Annotated in this window: 10 protein-coding genes and 4 pseudogenes; 9 read left to right on the top strand and 5 right to left on the bottom strand. The window is 57.3% G+C overall.

The window, feature by feature from the left end:
* Window positions 1–558: 558 nt before the first annotated feature.
* Window positions 559–918, bottom strand: a complete 360-nt coding sequence (locus AC0L3O_RS34055; RefSeq protein ID WP_473617968.1) for a transposase — start codon at window positions 916–918, stop codon at window positions 559–561.
* A gap of 687 nt (window positions 919–1,605) precedes the next feature.
* Here AC0L3O_RS34055 and AC0L3O_RS34050 point away from each other — a divergent pair.
* The 7 genes and pseudogenes from AC0L3O_RS34050 to AC0L3O_RS34020 all read left to right on the top strand — a co-directional run.
* On the top strand, window positions 1,606–2,367 hold the full coding sequence (locus AC0L3O_RS34050; protein WP_473617967.1) for a class I SAM-dependent methyltransferase: 762 nt from the start codon (window positions 1,606–1,608) through the stop codon (window positions 2,365–2,367).
* A gap of 174 nt (window positions 2,368–2,541) precedes the next feature.
* Window positions 2,542–2,701, top strand: a pseudogene (locus AC0L3O_RS34045) (IS5/IS1182 family transposase); the annotation flags it as partial.
* A 71-nt stretch (window positions 2,702–2,772) separates the two neighbouring features.
* Window positions 2,773–3,876 (top strand): arginine 2,3-aminomutase, encoded by a 1,104-nt coding sequence (gene blsG, locus AC0L3O_RS34040; RefSeq protein ID WP_473617965.1) that lies wholly within the window; start codon window positions 2,773–2,775, stop codon window positions 3,874–3,876.
* A 389-nt stretch (window positions 3,877–4,265) separates the two neighbouring features.
* Window positions 4,266–5,156, top strand: a complete 891-nt coding sequence (locus tag AC0L3O_RS34035; protein ID WP_473617964.1) for a dimethylarginine dimethylaminohydrolase family protein — start codon at window positions 4,266–4,268, stop codon at window positions 5,154–5,156.
* Window positions 5,156–6,508: an aspartate aminotransferase family protein gene (locus tag AC0L3O_RS34030; protein ID WP_473617963.1), complete on the top strand. Its 1,353-nt coding sequence runs from the start codon at window positions 5,156–5,158 to the stop codon at window positions 6,506–6,508. The genes AC0L3O_RS34035 and AC0L3O_RS34030 overlap by 1 nt, the downstream gene beginning before the upstream one ends.
* The gene (gene kce, locus AC0L3O_RS34025; protein ID WP_473617961.1) at window positions 6,508–7,422 is read left to right on the top strand and encodes a 3,5-dioxohexanoate:acetyl-CoA acetone transferase; all 915 of its coding nucleotides are present in this window, start codon (window positions 6,508–6,510) and stop codon (window positions 7,420–7,422) included. Before AC0L3O_RS34030 ends, kce begins: the two co-directional genes overlap by 1 nt.
* A gap of 25 nt (window positions 7,423–7,447) precedes the next feature.
* Window positions 7,448–7,753: pseudogene (locus tag AC0L3O_RS34020) on the top strand (IS3 family transposase); the annotation flags it as partial.
* A gap of 839 nt (window positions 7,754–8,592) precedes the next feature.
* On the opposite strand, the gene AC0L3O_RS34015 reads toward AC0L3O_RS34020, so the two are convergent.
* The 3 genes from AC0L3O_RS34015 to AC0L3O_RS34005 all read right to left on the bottom strand — a co-directional run bounded on the left by AC0L3O_RS34015 (window position 8,593) and on the right by AC0L3O_RS34005 (window position 13,195).
* Window positions 8,593–9,876 (bottom strand): Zn-dependent hydrolase, encoded by a 1,284-nt coding sequence (locus tag AC0L3O_RS34015; RefSeq protein WP_473617960.1) that lies wholly within the window; start codon window positions 9,874–9,876, stop codon window positions 8,593–8,595.
* Between the two features lie 272 nt (window positions 9,877–10,148).
* The gene (locus tag AC0L3O_RS34010; protein WP_473617959.1) at window positions 10,149–11,753 is read right to left on the bottom strand and encodes a phytoene desaturase family protein; all 1,605 of its coding nucleotides are present in this window, start codon (window positions 11,751–11,753) and stop codon (window positions 10,149–10,151) included.
* A gap of 59 nt (window positions 11,754–11,812) precedes the next feature.
* Window positions 11,813–13,195 (bottom strand): amidohydrolase family protein, encoded by a 1,383-nt coding sequence (locus tag AC0L3O_RS34005; RefSeq protein WP_473617957.1) that lies wholly within the window; start codon window positions 13,193–13,195, stop codon window positions 11,813–11,815.
* An 836-nt stretch (window positions 13,196–14,031) separates the two neighbouring features.
* Between AC0L3O_RS34005 and AC0L3O_RS34000 the strand changes: the two genes are divergently transcribed.
* Window positions 14,032–15,003: a helix-turn-helix transcriptional regulator gene (locus AC0L3O_RS34000; RefSeq protein ID WP_473617956.1), complete on the top strand. Its 972-nt coding sequence runs from the start codon at window positions 14,032–14,034 to the stop codon at window positions 15,001–15,003.
* A gap of 1,385 nt (window positions 15,004–16,388) precedes the next feature.
* Here the strand turns inward: AC0L3O_RS34000 and AC0L3O_RS33995 are convergent.
* A pseudogene (locus tag AC0L3O_RS33995) lies at window positions 16,389–16,670 on the bottom strand (integrase core domain-containing protein); the annotation flags it as partial.
* Window positions 16,671–16,771: 101 nt separating this feature from the next.
* On the opposite strand from AC0L3O_RS33995, the pseudogene AC0L3O_RS33990 reads away from it, so the two are divergent.
* A pseudogene (locus AC0L3O_RS33990) lies at window positions 16,772–17,114 on the top strand (helix-turn-helix domain-containing protein); the annotation flags it as partial.
* Window positions 17,115–17,276: the final 162 nt, after the last annotated feature.

The following is a 17,276-nucleotide window of genomic DNA, read 5'->3' as shown; positions in this document are numbered from 1 at the left end:
GTGGCCGGCGATGTGGCGCGAGCCGTTGCCGCTCAACTATTCGATAAGCTGCGGCAGCCGATTGACGAGGAGAAGCGATGGTCGACGGCGGTAACCATGAGATCGCGCACATCCCTTCATTGATACCTTGTATGGTGGCGACATGGCCCATAGCTTCGCGGTCACGACAGTCGAGCGCGAAGGCGATGCGCACCTTGTCGGCATTATCGCAGCCGAATCTCAAAGCCTTCGGAGCACCAGCGCAGATTGGAGTGCTCAACGCGATGCGCCGGTCATGGCGACGCTCGACGCCCCGGGGAATGACGTCGAGGAGCAGGCCATGGACGCGCATGACCCGGTAAACCCTTTCGTGGTCGGGCACCGGCTTCGGCCTCATCGATGCGCAGAACCGCCCAAGACGACGGTAGCTGTAGGTCGACATTGGCGGCGATGATTGTCTTGAACGCCTCGATCAACTCTGCTTCCGGATGAGGTGGGCGGCCTGTGCGCTGTGAAGTGCGTCCGACCGCCCGCTCGGCCAGTCCGAGCGCGCGACACCAAACATCTTGGAAACTGCGCTCATCCGTCCTTCGGCAGCGACATCATGCGCAGCACTGTGTTCGAGGGCGACTTTGAGGATCTCGCTTTCCAGCGTTCGAGAAGGCGCTGGAGTTCACGCACTTGAGCCTGCAGAGCCCGGTAGTCCGATCCCGGCACAACCCCTTCGCCGACACCCGCAGCTGTCAACGCGCCCTGTGCTGCGAGCCCGCGCCATGTGAACAGCTGTTTCGGGGCGATGCCGCGCTGGCGCGCGACCTGGCGCACCGCCTGAACGATCCGTATCTTCTCGGCTGGGGGGGCGCCCGGATCCGTTGCTCCGAGCCCGCAAAGTCCGCGGATAGGCTTCTCGTCGATAATGCCAATCAAAATCTTGGTCATAAGACTCACTCTCAGATGAAGGTGGGTCCTGTCCGGATATTTTGGGAGCTTCACGCGTTTGCGGATGAGCGTGCACTGTTACCGTCCCACAAAGGAGCGAAACTATTTCAAGACGGTGTGATGTCTCGACGTTGCTATGTGGCACGTCAGGCACAATAGGACTTTGGCTGTTCGGAAAGCGGTTGTGCTGAACTCTGCTTACCCGCGCAGGAATCCAGGTAATTCGTGCACGTCCTGCTCCGTCCGATATCCGACGAATGTCGGACATGCGACAAGGCAGTGTCAGCGCGACCCACTGTTTTGACGTGATTTTTTGCCTTTGGCACAGTCTATGCAGCTTTATCTGCAAACGCTACGAACTGAGAAGAAGTCAACCATGATTGCGCTCACCAACAAACGCTGTTGCCGGCGCCAAGACCGCTTTCACGCGCCAGCGAAACACGCGGGCACGGGAGAAGTGCCTGCGGCAGGTCCTTCGGCTGATCGCATGGTTTAGAACGAGACGGGGGACCATGGACCGTAGCGATAAGTTCAAGGAATACCTCAACAACCGTCGGATGCGAATGGAGCTTTAACGCATCTTCAATCTTGCGAAATCGCACCCCCATGGGCGCTGCTACGAATCCAGTACATGCCAATACGACAGGGTGACAAAGCGTAATCCCGAGCAAATGAGAATGGAATCACATGAAGTCCGAGACAGGCTCCCCAATTTCATCATCACAGATTGAAAATTATTTCAGTGAAGATTACCTGCATTTTAGTGACGTGGTAAATCCGTCGGAGAAAAGCGACCGGGAAGTAGGAGCGATTTGGGAGCTTCTTTCACTTGGGCAAGGCAGCTCAGTTCTTGAACTCGGATGCGGCTATGGGCGGATCACCAACCGATTGGCGGAAAGAGGAGCGCGGGTAACCGGCTTGGACCTGTCGCCGGTCCTCTTAAGAAAGGCGGAAGCAGATGCGGCAGAACGCAAAGTAGATGTTGAGTATGTGCTTGGAGATATACGTTCAATTCCCTGGCGAGGACGCTTTGATGCGGCCTTTCTGTGGTATACGACGTTTGGCTATTTCGATGAGGCGGACAATGAGAGAGTTCTCCATGAAGCCGCTTCTTCACTTCGAAAAGGGGGACGTCTGCTAATCGATCAGCTCAACCGCTTCGCTTTGCTACGTGACAAGTCGCGTACCTACGAGGTCGTACAATGTAACGATGATCTAAGAATCGATACAATAGAGTACGACGCCCTTACCGATCGTCGAAATTCCGAGAGGGTCGTCGTCCGCGATGGATCCGTAAGACGAACGCGTCTTTCTGTCAGACACTATGGATTTTGTGAATATGTTCGCATGTTACGAAACGCGGGGTTCGAGATTGTTGAAGCTTATGGGCAGGACGGTAGAGAATTCACACCCTGCGGCCCGCGACTCGTGGTTGTCGCATACAAGTAAATTGGAATTCATGGCAGATATCTTTACAAATTACTGTGTTATAAGTTGAAATGATGACACAGTAGACCAACAGGCTGTTCAAAAAGCGTTTCGCGGTGAGGCCGTGAGCGTGATTCGTTTCTCCGGAGAGATTCGGAGAACGAGCATGCGCGGCGGGACGAACAATCTGGCGAGCTGTTCGGTTATGTTGATCTCGAGGCGCGGGTGCGCCCGCTCATCCGTTGCGTCGCATTCGACGATTCTGAATGAGGCGCTGGCGACGTTGGAGCGTGACTTGGCGGCGCTGTATTCGCCGATGGGGCGGCCGCTGGAAAGGCTGCTGCGAGCGATACTGAAATAGCAGTGCCGCTTTGAACAAATGCGCCCATTCGAACGTCGAACATCTGAAACTGCGGAGTCCCTACCATGTTGTTGACGAAAGAAAATTTCACCGACGCCGTGTGGAACGACTGGAAATTCCATATGGGCAATCTAATCAGGACGAAGGACAAGCTCGCGCAATGGGTTGACCTAAGCGGCCAAGATGCTACAGCGATTGATGCGGTCAAAGGCACCTACCGGTGGATGGTGACTCCGTACTACGCGTCATTGATGTCGAAGACGGATGACCAATGTCCGATTCGCCTGCAAGCCATACCTCATGCGGATGAAATGAATACTGATGTGGGCTCGGATGTTGATCCGGTTGGGGATGCGATATTCATTAAGACGCGCCGGGTTATACACAAATACCCGAATAGGGTCGTTTTTTTAGTTTCCAACACGTGTCCTGTTTATTGCCGTTTTTGCACCAGAAAATACCATACGTCTAATGAGAAAGGCACATATTATAACACGGATTATGATGTCTCTTACGATCCTGATTTCGAGTATATAGTCGGGCATAAAGAAATATCCGACGTACTATTAACAGGTGGCGATCCACTCATGCTCAATGATGGAAAGTTAGAGGAAATAATAAGCAGGTTGCGATCTATACCGCACGTCAAGATAATAAGAATCGGATCTCGTTGTCCTGTCTTTTTGCCTCAGCGCATTACCGATGAGCTATGCAGGATGCTGGATAAATATCGGCCCATATGGCTTAGCACGCACTTCAATCATCCGATCGAAGTGTCTGCAGAGGCTGCTGAAGCCTGCGACCGCCTCCTTCGGCACGGTATTCCCGTGCAAAATCAGACGGTCCTATTGAAGGGCATTAATGATAATCTTGAGACCCTGAAGGCGCTCTTTCGCAGGCTCATCGAAATACGGGTGAGGCCGTACTATCTATACCATTGTGATCGTGTCACTGGCGTTTCCCATTTTGTGACTGATCTCGAGCAAGGCCAAGACATTGTCGATGGACTTGTCGGGTTCGAAACCGGTTTTTCCGTCCCGAGCTATGTGATTACGACAAAATTGGGAAAGATACCCGCGCAAAGACCATACATATTTCGGCGCGGCAATCGGATTTATGTGAGAAACTACAACAATGAAGAAGACGACATAACCGACTACCTAATCTAAAATCATTCTCTTCACTGGCGTGGTCTCTCCCGTGATGTAGGATTTTTGTTACTTTAGCGAACCTTCACCAGATCTCGCGAGACCATATGAGGAGGTGGATAGCGACCTGCCCTGAAGGACGGCCCAGTGCTCTTCTTCCAGTCTGCCCGCTATTGTAGCGCAACGTCGCTCCTGCGCCGCCGATCGCCGTCCCAAGGTGGTATTTCGCGTCATGAAAATCGGGCGACTCCGGCAGCTCAATGCTCGCGAACTGAGCCTCTTGAATAGTTGATGAGGGCTGACTTCACATCGGCATTCGCCGACGGACCGACTGCCGAAGTTCCATCATCATCTTGGGCCGTGACCACCTTCACATAGACTGGCTTTAACGAATTCCATCAGGAGGAAACATGCCGAAGACCAGCCCGCGGCAGGTACGCCAGACAGACGGCCGGGAGTTCGTGCGTGGCGAACACGGTATTCTTCAGGAGGTCGCGCTCTGTCGCCCCACTTACTATGACTGGGCCGCCGAGAACGCGATTGTTGAGCAGTCAAAGTCTTCAGGCGCGTCAGTCGACCTAGACGCCGCCATTTCCCAACACCAGGAATTGGTCGCCGCGCTCGAGGGAGAGGGGGTGACATGCCACTTCCTCGAGCCCGATGAACATTTGCCGATGCAGACGTTCGTCCGCGATAGCGGGATTATGACTCCCTGGGGCATGCTCATTGCACAAATGGCCCGCCCGGAACGTCGCGGCGAATGGGGCGCTATTGAAGATTTCGCCTCGGATCTTGAGCTGCCCATCTGGAAACGCGTTACGGCGGCTCCGGTCGAGGGTGGCGACGTCCAGATTCTCAGAGAGGGGGAGATTATCATCGGTGTGAATGAAGTCCGGACCTTCTTGAAAGGTGCGGACCAGGTCGCGCGCTGGGTGGAATGCGAGGGCTGGAATGTGCGAAAGATCCGCGTTCCAGCCCATTTCCTCCATCTCGATGTGCTTTTCAGCGTGCTGAACGACCGGCTTGCGCTATGCGCAACCGACATTCTGGATGCTGCTGATGTCGACTGGCTCTCACACAGGTACGAACTCATTCATGTGGGCTACGGCGATGTGATGCGGATGGGCTGCAACGTTACCGCGCTCGGCAACGATGTTGTTCTGTCTGCCAAACAGCAGCCCGAGGTCAACGCGCGGATTCGTGCCAACGGACTTAAGGTGCTGGAACCGGATCTCCAACAGTTCGTGCTCGAAGGCGGCTCGACACACTGTCTAACCATGCCGCTGAGAAGAGGTTTGTGATGCCTACTGCCGCAGCGGCTTTAGAGACTTCAACAACGATTGCCGCAGGCGCATTGCCCAAGGTGTCCCATGGTCAGGGCGGCTATGTCTTCGACGCCGACGGCAAGCAATACATCGATGGCTCCGGGGGGCCTGCCGTTTACAGCATCGGCTATGGCAATGAAGAAGTCATTGCAGCCATTCATGACCAATTCAATCGCGTGATGCATGGGTACCGATACATATTCACCAGCGATCCACTCGAAGAATTGACCGCCCTCATCACTGCGAAGTGTGGCGGCGACCTTGACGCCATGGTGTTCGTGTCTGGCGGATCAGAGGCCGTGGAGTCCTCGATGAAACTGGCGCTCCAGTATCATACTGGTCGGGGAGAAAGGAGTAGGCGTCGCTTCATTTCCCGTCAGCGCTCGTGGCATGGCAACACGCTCGGCGCGCTCTCCATCTCTGGCTTCAAAGAGCGCCGCGAAGCCTACGAAGGTGCCTTGCTGCCCTCGTGCTTTCTCTCTCCGGCCAACACCTACCGGTCGCCGGCTGGCGTAGCTGCGGAGGATATTGCCGCACATTGCGCAGCCGAACTGGAGGATGCCATTCGGGAGATCGGCCCCGAGAACGTCGCCGCCTTTGTCTTTGAGCCCGTCGTAGGCGCCGCCGGTGGCGTCGTGCCCGCGCCACCCGGGTATGCGGCTCGCATTCGCGACATATGCGATCGGCATGGTGTCCTCATGATCGCAGACGAGGTAATGTGCGGAAGCGGGCGCTGCGGCACTTTCCGCGCACTGGAACATGACGGTGTAGTTCCAGACATCATGCCGATAGCAAAGGGGCTGGCAGCCGGATACATTCCGCTGGGAGCCGCCGTTTACAGCCGCAAAGTCGGCGAAGTCCTCAGATCAGTCTACGGGGGACCGCAGACCGGTCATACCTTCACGGGCCATACCACGGCTTGCGCCGCCGGCGTGGCGGTTCAGAGTATAATCGAGCGTGAGCGGCTTGTGGAACGCGTCTCGGCCAACGGGCCAAAGCTGATTTCCCTGCTGCACGACGCGCTCGACGGAGTCGCGGCGGTCGGCGATATTCGCGGGCGGGGTTACTTCGTTGGCATAGAGCTCGTTGCCGATGCCGCCACCAAAGCTCCGTTCGACCCCCGCAGCCAAGCCTTCCTGAGAGTGCGGCGAAGATCGTTGCAAAATGGCCTCATCTGCTATCCGTCGGGAGGCAATGTGGATGGCGTTGCAGGCGACACGATCATCATCTCTCCCAGGTATAACGCCACAGACGCGGAACTGACCGAAATCGCCGACAAACTCGGATTGTCGGTGCGACAGGCCCTTTCTGAGATCGGAGCAGCCTAATGGTTCCTCGCAACGCCATCGTCACCTGCGCGATTACGGGATCGATCCATACGCCGTCGATGTCACCCTATCTGCCCATCACCGAGGACGACATCGTTTCGCAGGCGCTCGCGGCGGCTGATGCCGGCGCGACGGTCATTCATCTTCACGTCCGCGACCCGGAGACTGGACGCCCGAGTTCGGATGCGGAACGGTTCGAACGTGTGGTGGAACGCATCCGCGCAGAAAGCGATGCGTTGCTTAGCATCACGACGGGCGGCAGTGCGCAAATGTCGGTGGAAGAGAGACTTGAGGCCCCGATCCGGCTCCGGCCCGAACTCTGTTCCCTCAATCTCGGCACCATGAATTTCGCCCTGCATCCTTTGGCAAATAAGGAGCGAACCTGGAAATATGAATGGGAGAAGCCGTTCCTAGAAGCCACCAGCAGCAGCTTCTTCCGGAATACCTTTGCCGATATGGAGAGGATAATTGGCGAACTAGCAGGCCGGTTCGGCACTCGCTTCGAGTTCGAAGCCTATGACGTTGGGCATCTCTACAACTTGGCCCATCTTCTGGACCGGAATCTGGTCAAGAGCAAGCCGTTCGTTCAGTTCGTCATGGGAATCCTTGGCGGTATCGGAGCAGACGCCGACAACCTTGCCTTCATGAAACAGACCGCGGCGAGGCTGTTCGGCGACGATGTCGAATGGTCGGCGTTGCCTGCGGGCAGAAACCAGATGTCTCTTTGCACTATTGCCGCAATTATGGGGGGCAATGTGCGCGTCGGTCTCGAGGACAGTCTCTGGCTTGCACCGGGACTTCTGGCTGAAAGCAATGCGAAGCAGGTCGAGAAGATTACCCGCATACTTTCAGAGTTGCAGATAGGAGTCGCCACGCCACCCGAGGCGCGACGGCGGCTTCAGATTGCCCAATGAACTCCGAAAGTCACATGCTATGGTTTGGCGGTCGGAATATGGTCAGAAGGGCGATCAGGTCAAGCGGCTGAAAGGAAAGAACTTGAGACGGAGAACGCGCGGCTTCGGCGCGCCGTCTCCGACCCGACGCTGGACAAGATGATCCTGGCGGAAGCCGCGCGGGGAAACTTCGAAACTTCTAAGCCCCGCATGTCGCCGTGCCTGCGTGTGGCCTTCCCGAACGACGGGCGTGCCGGGTTCTCGGTAGGTTCCGACGACACCCGCCGATGAAGCGGACTTGACGGCCGATATCATCGCGCTCGCCCTCCAACATGGCCGCTACGGCTATCGCCCGTGGTGCTGCACCCTGATGAGCTGACGACTGCCGCATATAAAGGATCGCTTTGCGCTCCAGCCATCGGTGCAATGGCTGGCCAGAAAGGGTGCAGCGGAAGACCGCCACGTCACCCGTCTCGATCACCTCATGGATAAGCTTGCGCTCAGCCCAGGGATGCCATGGATGAAGAAGCTCGCGCTCAACATCGGTCCTGTAGGCCTTCCGTGGTCGAGTTGTACAATAGCGGTGCGACTGCATTCATCTTTGGACTACAGACCCAGCACCAGATGCAATCCTGCAGCCGGCTGCGCAACCCGGACCAGCTTCGCCGGCCACCCCAACCGAGGCGCAGAAATGCACTAATGTTCAACATGGATCACCCGATTGGGGCCGGCCACAGAATATGTCCAGCCATGGCCAAGATGGCTGTGATTTTCCGGTCCTTTGTTCCAAGACCGATCAAACGCGGTCGCCTTTGACTGCCCCCGATATGGGGAGATAGGCGGAACTCAAGCTCGATAGTTACAAACTCTGGAAGCATACCATAGAGCTTGGGAGCCTAATTTCTCACGATTCACCCTAAACCGCAGACCACTTCGTCGGGATTAGAAGGATACCGCACTTGTCGAGCACCGCTTTGAATGGCGCTCAAATATCCCTCTGGGGGCGGAACGATGCCGCCGATACCAAGCACCGGCTCTCCGATGAAGGCCGCAACCGGTCTCTGGGTCTTCAGTGATGACAAGGGCTTGAAGCTCGTCCGCGCAGCGTTTCGAGAACCGTTTGCTCGCTTTCGCCATCATCCGCTTGGCGGTAGTGCTCCGGCGTCATGCTATGGCGCACCTAGTGTCCGATCAAGTCTCAGCTGCCACATTTGATGTCGGCCACTGTTCGAATATTCCCGCCGTCTCGGCCACCGCGTGAAACAGCACGTCGGCGCCCGCCGCCGCCCATTCCTTGGAGATGTCCTCGGCCTCATTATGGCTGAGACCGGCGACGCAGGGGCACATGACCATAGTCGCCGGCGCGACCTTGGCCGCCCAGCAGGCGTCGTGGCCGGCGCCCGAGATGATGTTCATGTGACTGTAGCCCAGCTTTTCGGCAGCGGTGCGCACGCGGCCGACCAGCGTCGGATCGAAGGTCACCGGATCGAAATGGCCGACCGCCTCGACTGAGCATCTCACGCCGAGCGCCTCGCAGATCTTCGGAGCCCCCTTCTCGACGCGGTCGCGCATGCCGTCGAGCTTCGCCTGGTCCGGCGAGCGGATGTCGACGGTAAAGATCACATTGCCTGGCAACACGTTGCGCGAGTTGGGCGAGAACTTCACCTGGCCGACCCCCGCCACGGCGCCGGGTTGGTTTTCCATGGCAACTGTCTGCACCATCTCCAGGATGCGGGCCATGGCGAGGCCGGCATTGACGCGCATCCTCATGGGCGTCGATCCGGTGTGCGCTTCCCTGCCGGTCAGTGTGAATTCCAGCCACCACAGGCCCTGGCAGTGGGTCACCACACCAATCTGCTTGTTCTCGGCCTCGAGGATCGGTCCTTGCTCGATGTGATACTCGAAATAGGCGTGCATCTTGCGCGCGCCAACATTCTCGTCACCGACCCAGCCGATCCTCTTCAGTTCGTCGCCGAAAGTCGCGCCCTCCGGATCCGTACGGCCGTAGGCGTAGTCCAGCGTATGCACGCCGGCGAACACGCCGGAGGCGAGCATGGCCGGTGCGAAACGCGCGCCTTCTTCATTCGTCCAGTTGGTGACGACGATCGGATGCTTGGTCTTGATGCCGAGATCGTTAAGTGAGCGCACGACCTCCAGCCCAGAAAGCACACCGAGGACACCGTCATATTTGCCGCCGGTCGGCTGCGTATCGAGGTGAGAGCCGACATAGACCGGCAGCGCGTCAGGATCGGTGCCGGCGCGCGTCATGAACATGGTACCCATCTGGTCCACGCCCGTCGTGAGGCCGGCCTCACGGCACCAAGACTTGAACAGTTCGCGGCCCTGCTTGTCGGAAATGGTTAGCGTCTGGCGATTGTTGCCGCCGGCAATGCCCGGGCCGATCTTCGCCATCTCCAGGATGGAATCCCACAAACGCTCTGAATTGATTCGCAGTTTCTCGCCGGGGGCGGCCATTCAAATCCCTATCAGTTCAATATCCCGTCGGCCGACAATTCCTGGGGCCGCCTGACCGGTCACACGTTGAGAACCTTGCCCTCGGCAGCCCAGATGGCTTGCGACGATGGCTTGCCGGCAGCGACGATACACCGCCGAGCGCGGCGCCCTCCCGGAGGAAAGGCTCGGCGACTCACGTTGAAAGGGCTGTTTTTCATGGTTCTCTCCCAGTCAACTGATTTTCCTGTCCAGCGGAGCTGCTCTCGATATTTCGCCAGCTATAGAAGCGAGTCTTATGCCGTGCGCGCCCGACGTATCCCGAGATCCTTCAGGATTTCCCGCGATGCATTGTGGCCGGGCACACCAGAGACACCACCTCCGGGATGGCACGACGCTCCGCATTGATAGAGACCTCTGATCGGTGATCGATAGTCCGAATAGTGAGGGACGGGCCGCATAAAGAACATCTGATCAAGGGACATGTCCCCGTGATTGATATGGCCGTTAGGAATGTTGAGCTGCTCCTCGATATCCTTGGGCAGGAGGAGCTGCGTATCAATGACACCGTCGGAAAATCCGGGTGCCAATTCGTCGATGGTATCGAACACTGACTTCAGGAATCTCGGCCGCTCCTGGCCCCACGAGCCGTCTGTCAATTCATAGGATGTATGTCCACCATAGATTTGAACAATATGCTTTCCTTTCGGTGCTAGGCTGGGCTCGAGGACGGTCGGGATCGTCATGATCATGGACGGTCGCGATGAATACCAGCCAGGCTTCGCCTCTTCGTAGGCCTGTTCGAGATATCCCATGTTTGGAGCGATCTGGACGATAGGTGGGCTGTCCATGCCCGTTTCCTGTTTGTTGAAAGATGAGAACTGTGGAGGATTCTCGCATGCAATATTCAACTTGAACGCGGACCCGTTCGTCTTGAACTGCGCGATGTCCGAGACGAATTCACCTGGGAGGTCACTTGTCGCCACGAGCTTTCCGAATAGCACCTTGGCATTGACATTCCCCACCACAGTTCGTGCGATGAACTCATCACCGCCACTCGTTACGACGGAATGCACTCGGCCGTTGCGCGTCTGGATCTGCGTGACATCGCTGTTGAGGCGAATCTCCACGCCATGATCCTCTGCGCACCGAGCCATGGCCTGTGTGATTGATCCCATCCCACCGACGACCTGACCGCTGATGGCGTCTTTATCTGCAAGGCCGGTACTGCCGCCATGCAGCGCCAGCCAGGCGGACCCAGGGCTCTTGGGCCCAATCAAGCTCCCGCCCACTGCAAACGCGAACGCGGCCTTTACTTCACTGCTTTCAAACCAACGGCTCAGGTAATCATTGGAACTCTGAGTAAATAGATCTATGAGTTTGTAAAAATCCTCGCCGACGTTGCGGTGCTCCCACAGGAATCCTGCCGTCTTCACCCGTGAGCCTATCGAAGCAGCGACGAGATCGACCGGTGTCTGCAGCTTCAAGTGGTGGACAAACTCGGAAACGCCCGAAAGATACTTGCGGAATTCCGGATACCGAGCGGCATCAGCCTTGGAGAACCGGGACAGCACCGTCTGCATCTGTGCGATGTCGCCTCCGAACATCATGGAGCGCTCTTGGTCCACGGGTCGGAAGGTGCGATAGTCTGCCTTGAAGGATTGAAGTCCATATTTCTTGAGTTCGAGGTCGGAGACCACCTTCGGATGAAGCTGCGCGGCGACATAGGAGAAAACGGAGAAGGTGAAGCCGGGAATAATCTCTTCGGACACTGCCGCGCCACCAACGATGTGGCGCCGCTCAAGCACAAGCACCTTTAGGCCGGCTTTGGCCAGGTAACAGCTGCAGGCGAGACCGTTATTGCCGGCCCCAACTACGATGGCATCAAAGACTTTGGACATGAACCCTTTCGGTGCTCCCCACTAGTGATTGGTTCTCTTACTAAGATCGCCTTGAGAGCTTAGGTAGACAGACTTTCTGCCAGTAGATCGCGTTGGCGCACCGCCTCGGCCAGGATCGCATCCTGATCCATCGTGGTGAGGCGGCCCTTCTCCATCACAGTCCTACCGTCGATTATGACAGTATCGACAGGGATCATCGACGACGACAGCGACAACAAAATGCCCGTATCGTCGCGCCAGGACAGGTGGGTGATGTCGCGGGCCTCCCTGATCACCACGTCCGCGCGTTTGCCGACGGTAAGACTGCCAAGCCGGTCGCCGAGGCCCACATTGTTCGCCGCGTCGATCGTCTGCATATAGAATGGATCAGCGTCGTTTAGTCGGTCCCCGAACGACGCGGAAAGATAAAGACTGAGAAGCCCAGCGATTCCGATCGGATGGATAACAATTGTATCGATGCCGAGCGATACTCTTATCCCGTTTTTGTAGAGATACGGAAACCAGCATTTATGGGGCGGCGTGATTCGATATCCTAGCGCATTGTTGGGGCACCAGGAGAGGCCGGGCCTTTTTTCTAGAATGAGCTCAATATCCTTTTCATCGAGTACGTTCATATGTGCCAGCGTGGTGTTGGGATTCAGAGCACCTAGCCTGTCCATACGTACCGCACCCGTATCGCCCCACTTTTTCTTTTCTTCTTCATCGAATTCGGCATTGAATGATTGATGCTGCCAAAATATAGTTTTTGACTCCTCCGCCATTTTCACGGCTTCTCGCGTTAGTTCGTCCGTCGCTGTAGCTCCTCCGTAAAGTCCGACATATCCGCGTACTAGAGCGTCTTCGTCCTTGTTTCGGACAATCTCGTGCCTCCACTGATCAATGACGCGGCGGGCTTCAGCGGGAGCGCGCTTTTTTAGTGCATCGGGCATCATATGAGGCCAGACATCTTCATAGGTCGACAAGTCATCCCAAGCGAATGGGGCTGAGACCATCGCGCGGACTCCGCACTTGGTCATCGATTCGGCGAAAGCATCCGTCTCGAAAACCGTGCCGGCTTCGAAGAATAGCGTGAAACCACGTTGCAACATCGAACATGCAGCTGCGGCAGTATACGCAGCAGTAATTGTCGGGGTGGTTGCACTTTTCAGCGTAGAATAGTTCACCTTTGTTGCGGCTGCATTCTGAGGTGAAAACGGAGCGCCGTGATAGGCCATGGCTGTCATATGCAGGTGCGTCTCGATGAATCCCGGATGCACCAAAGCGCCACGAGCATCGATCTTCTGGGTAGCCTCGTAAGAGGACAATATTTCGGACTCAGGACCAACGCCCACGATGACGCTATCCTTAATGGCAATCGCACCGGGTCGGTAGTGCGGCTTGTCTCTGTCTCCAGTGAAGATGTCCCCATTCACAACCAAGGTGTCGACGGTCTTCTTGTGCATGATGTAAATCCTAGGCGGCTATTTGATAGGTCGGTACCGAACGTCCGATTGCCGAGCTTCCTATCGGCTCGTGAAGTCCTCCGGCGGCCTAATCAGCTCCGGCGGCTCAATCAACTGACTTCTGTTAGGCGTTTGGATGACGCCCCCTCATTTCGTTCTGGCGGCCACAATGCAAGAAAACGAAGAGTCTGAGAAGGCAAGAACCATTATGCGCCGTCACGTTTCATTCTGCGGGCATGCGATTTGAGCTCCCAAGCCCTCACGTCGTCACGCACTGGCCGGGCTCGCTTTAAAGCTTTGCCGGCGCCCGTTCCAACACTTGGCGTCGTTGCGCCCGCGCGTGATGCGAACCTTCTGCTTGGTGAAGTGGTCAGCCACCCTCTGTCATAATGACCGCACGCACCAGATCAACCGGAGATGAGAATACAAGGAGCGCCCTACGCGCCGGGTCGTGCATTTGATGTTTCCCGGCGTTCGCATACTGAAGCACGCTTGCCAGCGCCAAGCTTACCAACTCGGCCAGTCCGTGCCGCGTCGGCACTCTGCAAGCAGAAGGGCTCCGAGTCGTCCGACGCTGGATGCATCCGCAAACGGTACAAAGTTTGCCATGGCCCCGTATGAAACATTGTGTAAGAGGAGACGCTATCCCTAAGTTAGGCGAGGCACGTGCTATGTACCGCCCGGTCTAACGCATGTGAGTCCTCGTTGACGCTCCCGGACTTTAGCCGTAAAAGTACTGCTACTGGAATAACGGGATGAGCGATGTTTTGGTCGGCCCACCTCAACCATTCAGCGGCCGTCGTACGCATTGCGTGGTCCGCCGATGAGGGCAGCACTTGATCAACACGGATGAATTTGTTCGCCGCCTGAACGAGGGAAGCAATTTCCGCATCGAGGGTGCCGACGGAAGCGAAGCGATCGGCACCCACCGACTACTGCCTCCCGTGCAGCACGCCATGGGTCAGGTGGTCGGCTATTATGACTATGAGAAGCCCTGTCTGACAATCCGCAAGCTGCGGGCCAAGGGCGAATTTCACGACGACGAACTAGGCGTTGGGCGCATGGTGTTTCTCCTCCACCTGTCCGGATCGCGGGGGATCGAGCTTGGTAGCGCACATCGCTGTGAATTGATTATGCCGACGCTCGCCGTTTATTATCAGCCGCCGGGACTTAACAAACGAAGTATCTGGCACCGCGGCGCCAACGAGCTGTCTCTGTCCGTCGGCGTCTGGCCAGATAGACTGTCCTCGCTGTTCGGCTTTTATCCGATCTGCTTTCCCAATTTTTCAGGCCTTGACGGTAATAAGGCCGAGGCATTCTGGTATTCACGACCACTCCCGTATGCTCTTATGTCAGCAGCGGAACAATTGCTGACCCCTAGCATTCATCCATTGCTCTCCAAAAGCCATATCGCGATTAAATCCCAAGAGCTCCTCTGCCTCAGCCTGAGCGCGCTCCTGTCCGATGGCGATTTCCTATCCCGTTCCGACCTCGCCTTGAATCGCGTCGAGTACGTCAAGACCATGGTCGACCCAAACCTGAACAACCCGCCCTCCCTAGCGGAGCTTGCCACTACTCTTGGCGTGTCTATCCAGGACCTATCGGATGAGTTGCGCAAAGAAATGGGCGTCAGCTACGCCCAATACATCACCGAGCGCAGAATGAAGCGAGCAAGATTGCTGTTAGAGGGCGGCAATACCTCCCTCAAACGGGTCGCCTACGAGGTAGGCTACGCTCACACCTCCAACTTCTGCACCGCGTTCAAGCGCCAATTTGGTACTACGCCAAAGGGCGCATGCGGGTACTAACACAGGCGGCCGTGCACGTCGATCAAGCGCAAAAATCGGCCGGGCTGGCCATGGCCGGCGTGGCGCGGCCGGGCTCATCTGTATCACCACATAATCGAGCCGGTGCCGTGCAATGATGCGAATCAACCAGTCTCCAACGTTTCTGCAGGGCCGGGCGGCCAACACGAAGCTTTGCCATAGGCACGGGGGCCGAGGGCATCATAGTGAACGCCGTGTCTCGGAGGGTGACTGCGGGCGCCCCAATTTTGGCCTCCGACCAGCGAGCTTGATGCGCAAACAATGCACCTCGGTATCCGGCGGTACAGTGATGATATAGGCGATTGGAGCCCGATCATAAATCTTCGCCCGTTGAAATAACTCTCGCGGCTCGCACGCTGAATCGCATTTCGATTAGATTCGCCCAGATAAATCACTGGAACTTCTTGCTCGCGGGACGCAAAGTCATCATTACGTGCGCGGTAACAGGAGCGGCGCACACGCCAGGGGCGTGGCGACGGCTGACATGAGAGAGATGGTAAGGCGCGTGACGGTCACCAGTGCGGTTGAGGTCTCTAAGGAACCAAACGCGGCCAAGACTTCCAAGAGCCACAGTCAATTCCTGTCGGCCTCGGGCCACCCCTTCCTCCTGTTTGTCGATCGGCCAACGGCAATCTCGCCAGGCGATCAATCTTTCCCTTCAGATCAGGGTACCGAGGAGAAGGAGGACTGTAAATCTTCGGTGGACGCGTGCCGTCTGCCGAGCGCTAGCTTCTATGGCTGGCTTTGCTACGGCAATTGACGTTGAGCGCCTATGTGAGGGGGAGTACCAATGACCGAGAAAGCGACTTTCAATCCCATCCGGACATGTACCAGAGCCTTGGAGCGACAAGGACATCAGGCGCATGCCGACTCGAAGGTGCCAGAAGACTCGTGGGGTTGAGCGCGACGAGGTCACCCCGGAATGCATCACCGCGCACATCGACATCTAGAATCGGCACGTCGATTCGGTCGGCGCGGTGCATGGCGGGATACTTATGTAACTTGCGGACAGCCTCGGCGCGATGGGGCGCTGCAACATCTCGGGCCGATGCACAGAACGGCGACGCTCGAATCCAAGACGAATTTTCTGCGACCCTGCGCTGGGGGAGAGTTACCGCCGAATGCCGACCGGTTCACTTGGGCCGGCAGAAATCAGTATGGCAAACGGTTCTGCGGAGCGAAGACGGGATCTGCGCCATGTTGTCTGGCAGACGCAGAATGATGCCGTGAGCTGATTAGCTCGGAACAGGACATCCCGCAACTGGCGTCTGGAAGGAATGCATCCAGCCTTGAACTCCAGGCCTGAAACAGCCGCACACTTAAATCGCCGAACCGCCCCCGGGGTTGCCGGAGACGTTTCGTTTGAGTCACGCTGCCATGGCGGGTTTTTCCAGCATCGCGTAGTAGCGCTCCTCGGCTTCGGCCGGCGGGATATTGCCGATCGGCTCCAGCAGCCGGCGATTGTTAAACCAGTCCACCCAGCCCAGCATGGAGAACTCGACCGCCTCGAAGGAGCGCCACGGCCCGCGCCGGTGATGACGGCCTTGTATAGTCCGTTGATCGTCTCGGCCAGCGCGTTGTCGTAGGAATACCTACGCTGCCGACCGAGGCTCGATGCCAGCTTCCGTCAGCTGCTCGGTGTATTTGACGAGACGTATTGGACGGATTGAAGGGTCATCGCAACACCCGAGCGAAGGAGGTCGCGATGGTCATTTGAAAGCGAAGATCACACCGGTCTGGGCGGGCGCCATTGCCGTCGCCGGACGACCACCAGTGGCGGCGCGATCTGAACTCCCGCGGTTCTACTTGGGGATCGCGCAGGGAATGACCAGTGAGGATGCTGCGCTGACGGCTGGCATGTCGCAGCCTGTCGGAACCAGATTGTCCGAGAGGCAGGCGGCATGCCACCAGGATGTTCAGTTCCTCGGCCAAGCCGTCTTCCGGGCGGTATCTCTCGTTTGGGGAACGTGAGGAGATCGCACTTCTCGCGTTCAGGGCCTTTCGAGACGCGAGCTCGGACGTCGTCTCCGTCGATCTACCTCGATCATCTCCCGGAACTCCGACGCAACGCCGCGACGCGCAGCGGCGGCCTCAAGATGGGCAGAGAGTCCCTGTCGGCACGGATGCCGATGGTGCGCCTGGCCGGTGCGGTTCCGCCCGGATAACCGCAACGACCCCGCTCCGACCGATGCCGGTCGCGACCTGGTCACATCCGAGGCTGCGAGAGGAGGTCGGCGGCGCGTGCGGCGGTGCGA

This window comes from Mesorhizobium sp. WSM4810 (assembly GCF_055811235.1).
This window is presented reverse-complemented; position numbering and strand designations above follow the sequence as displayed.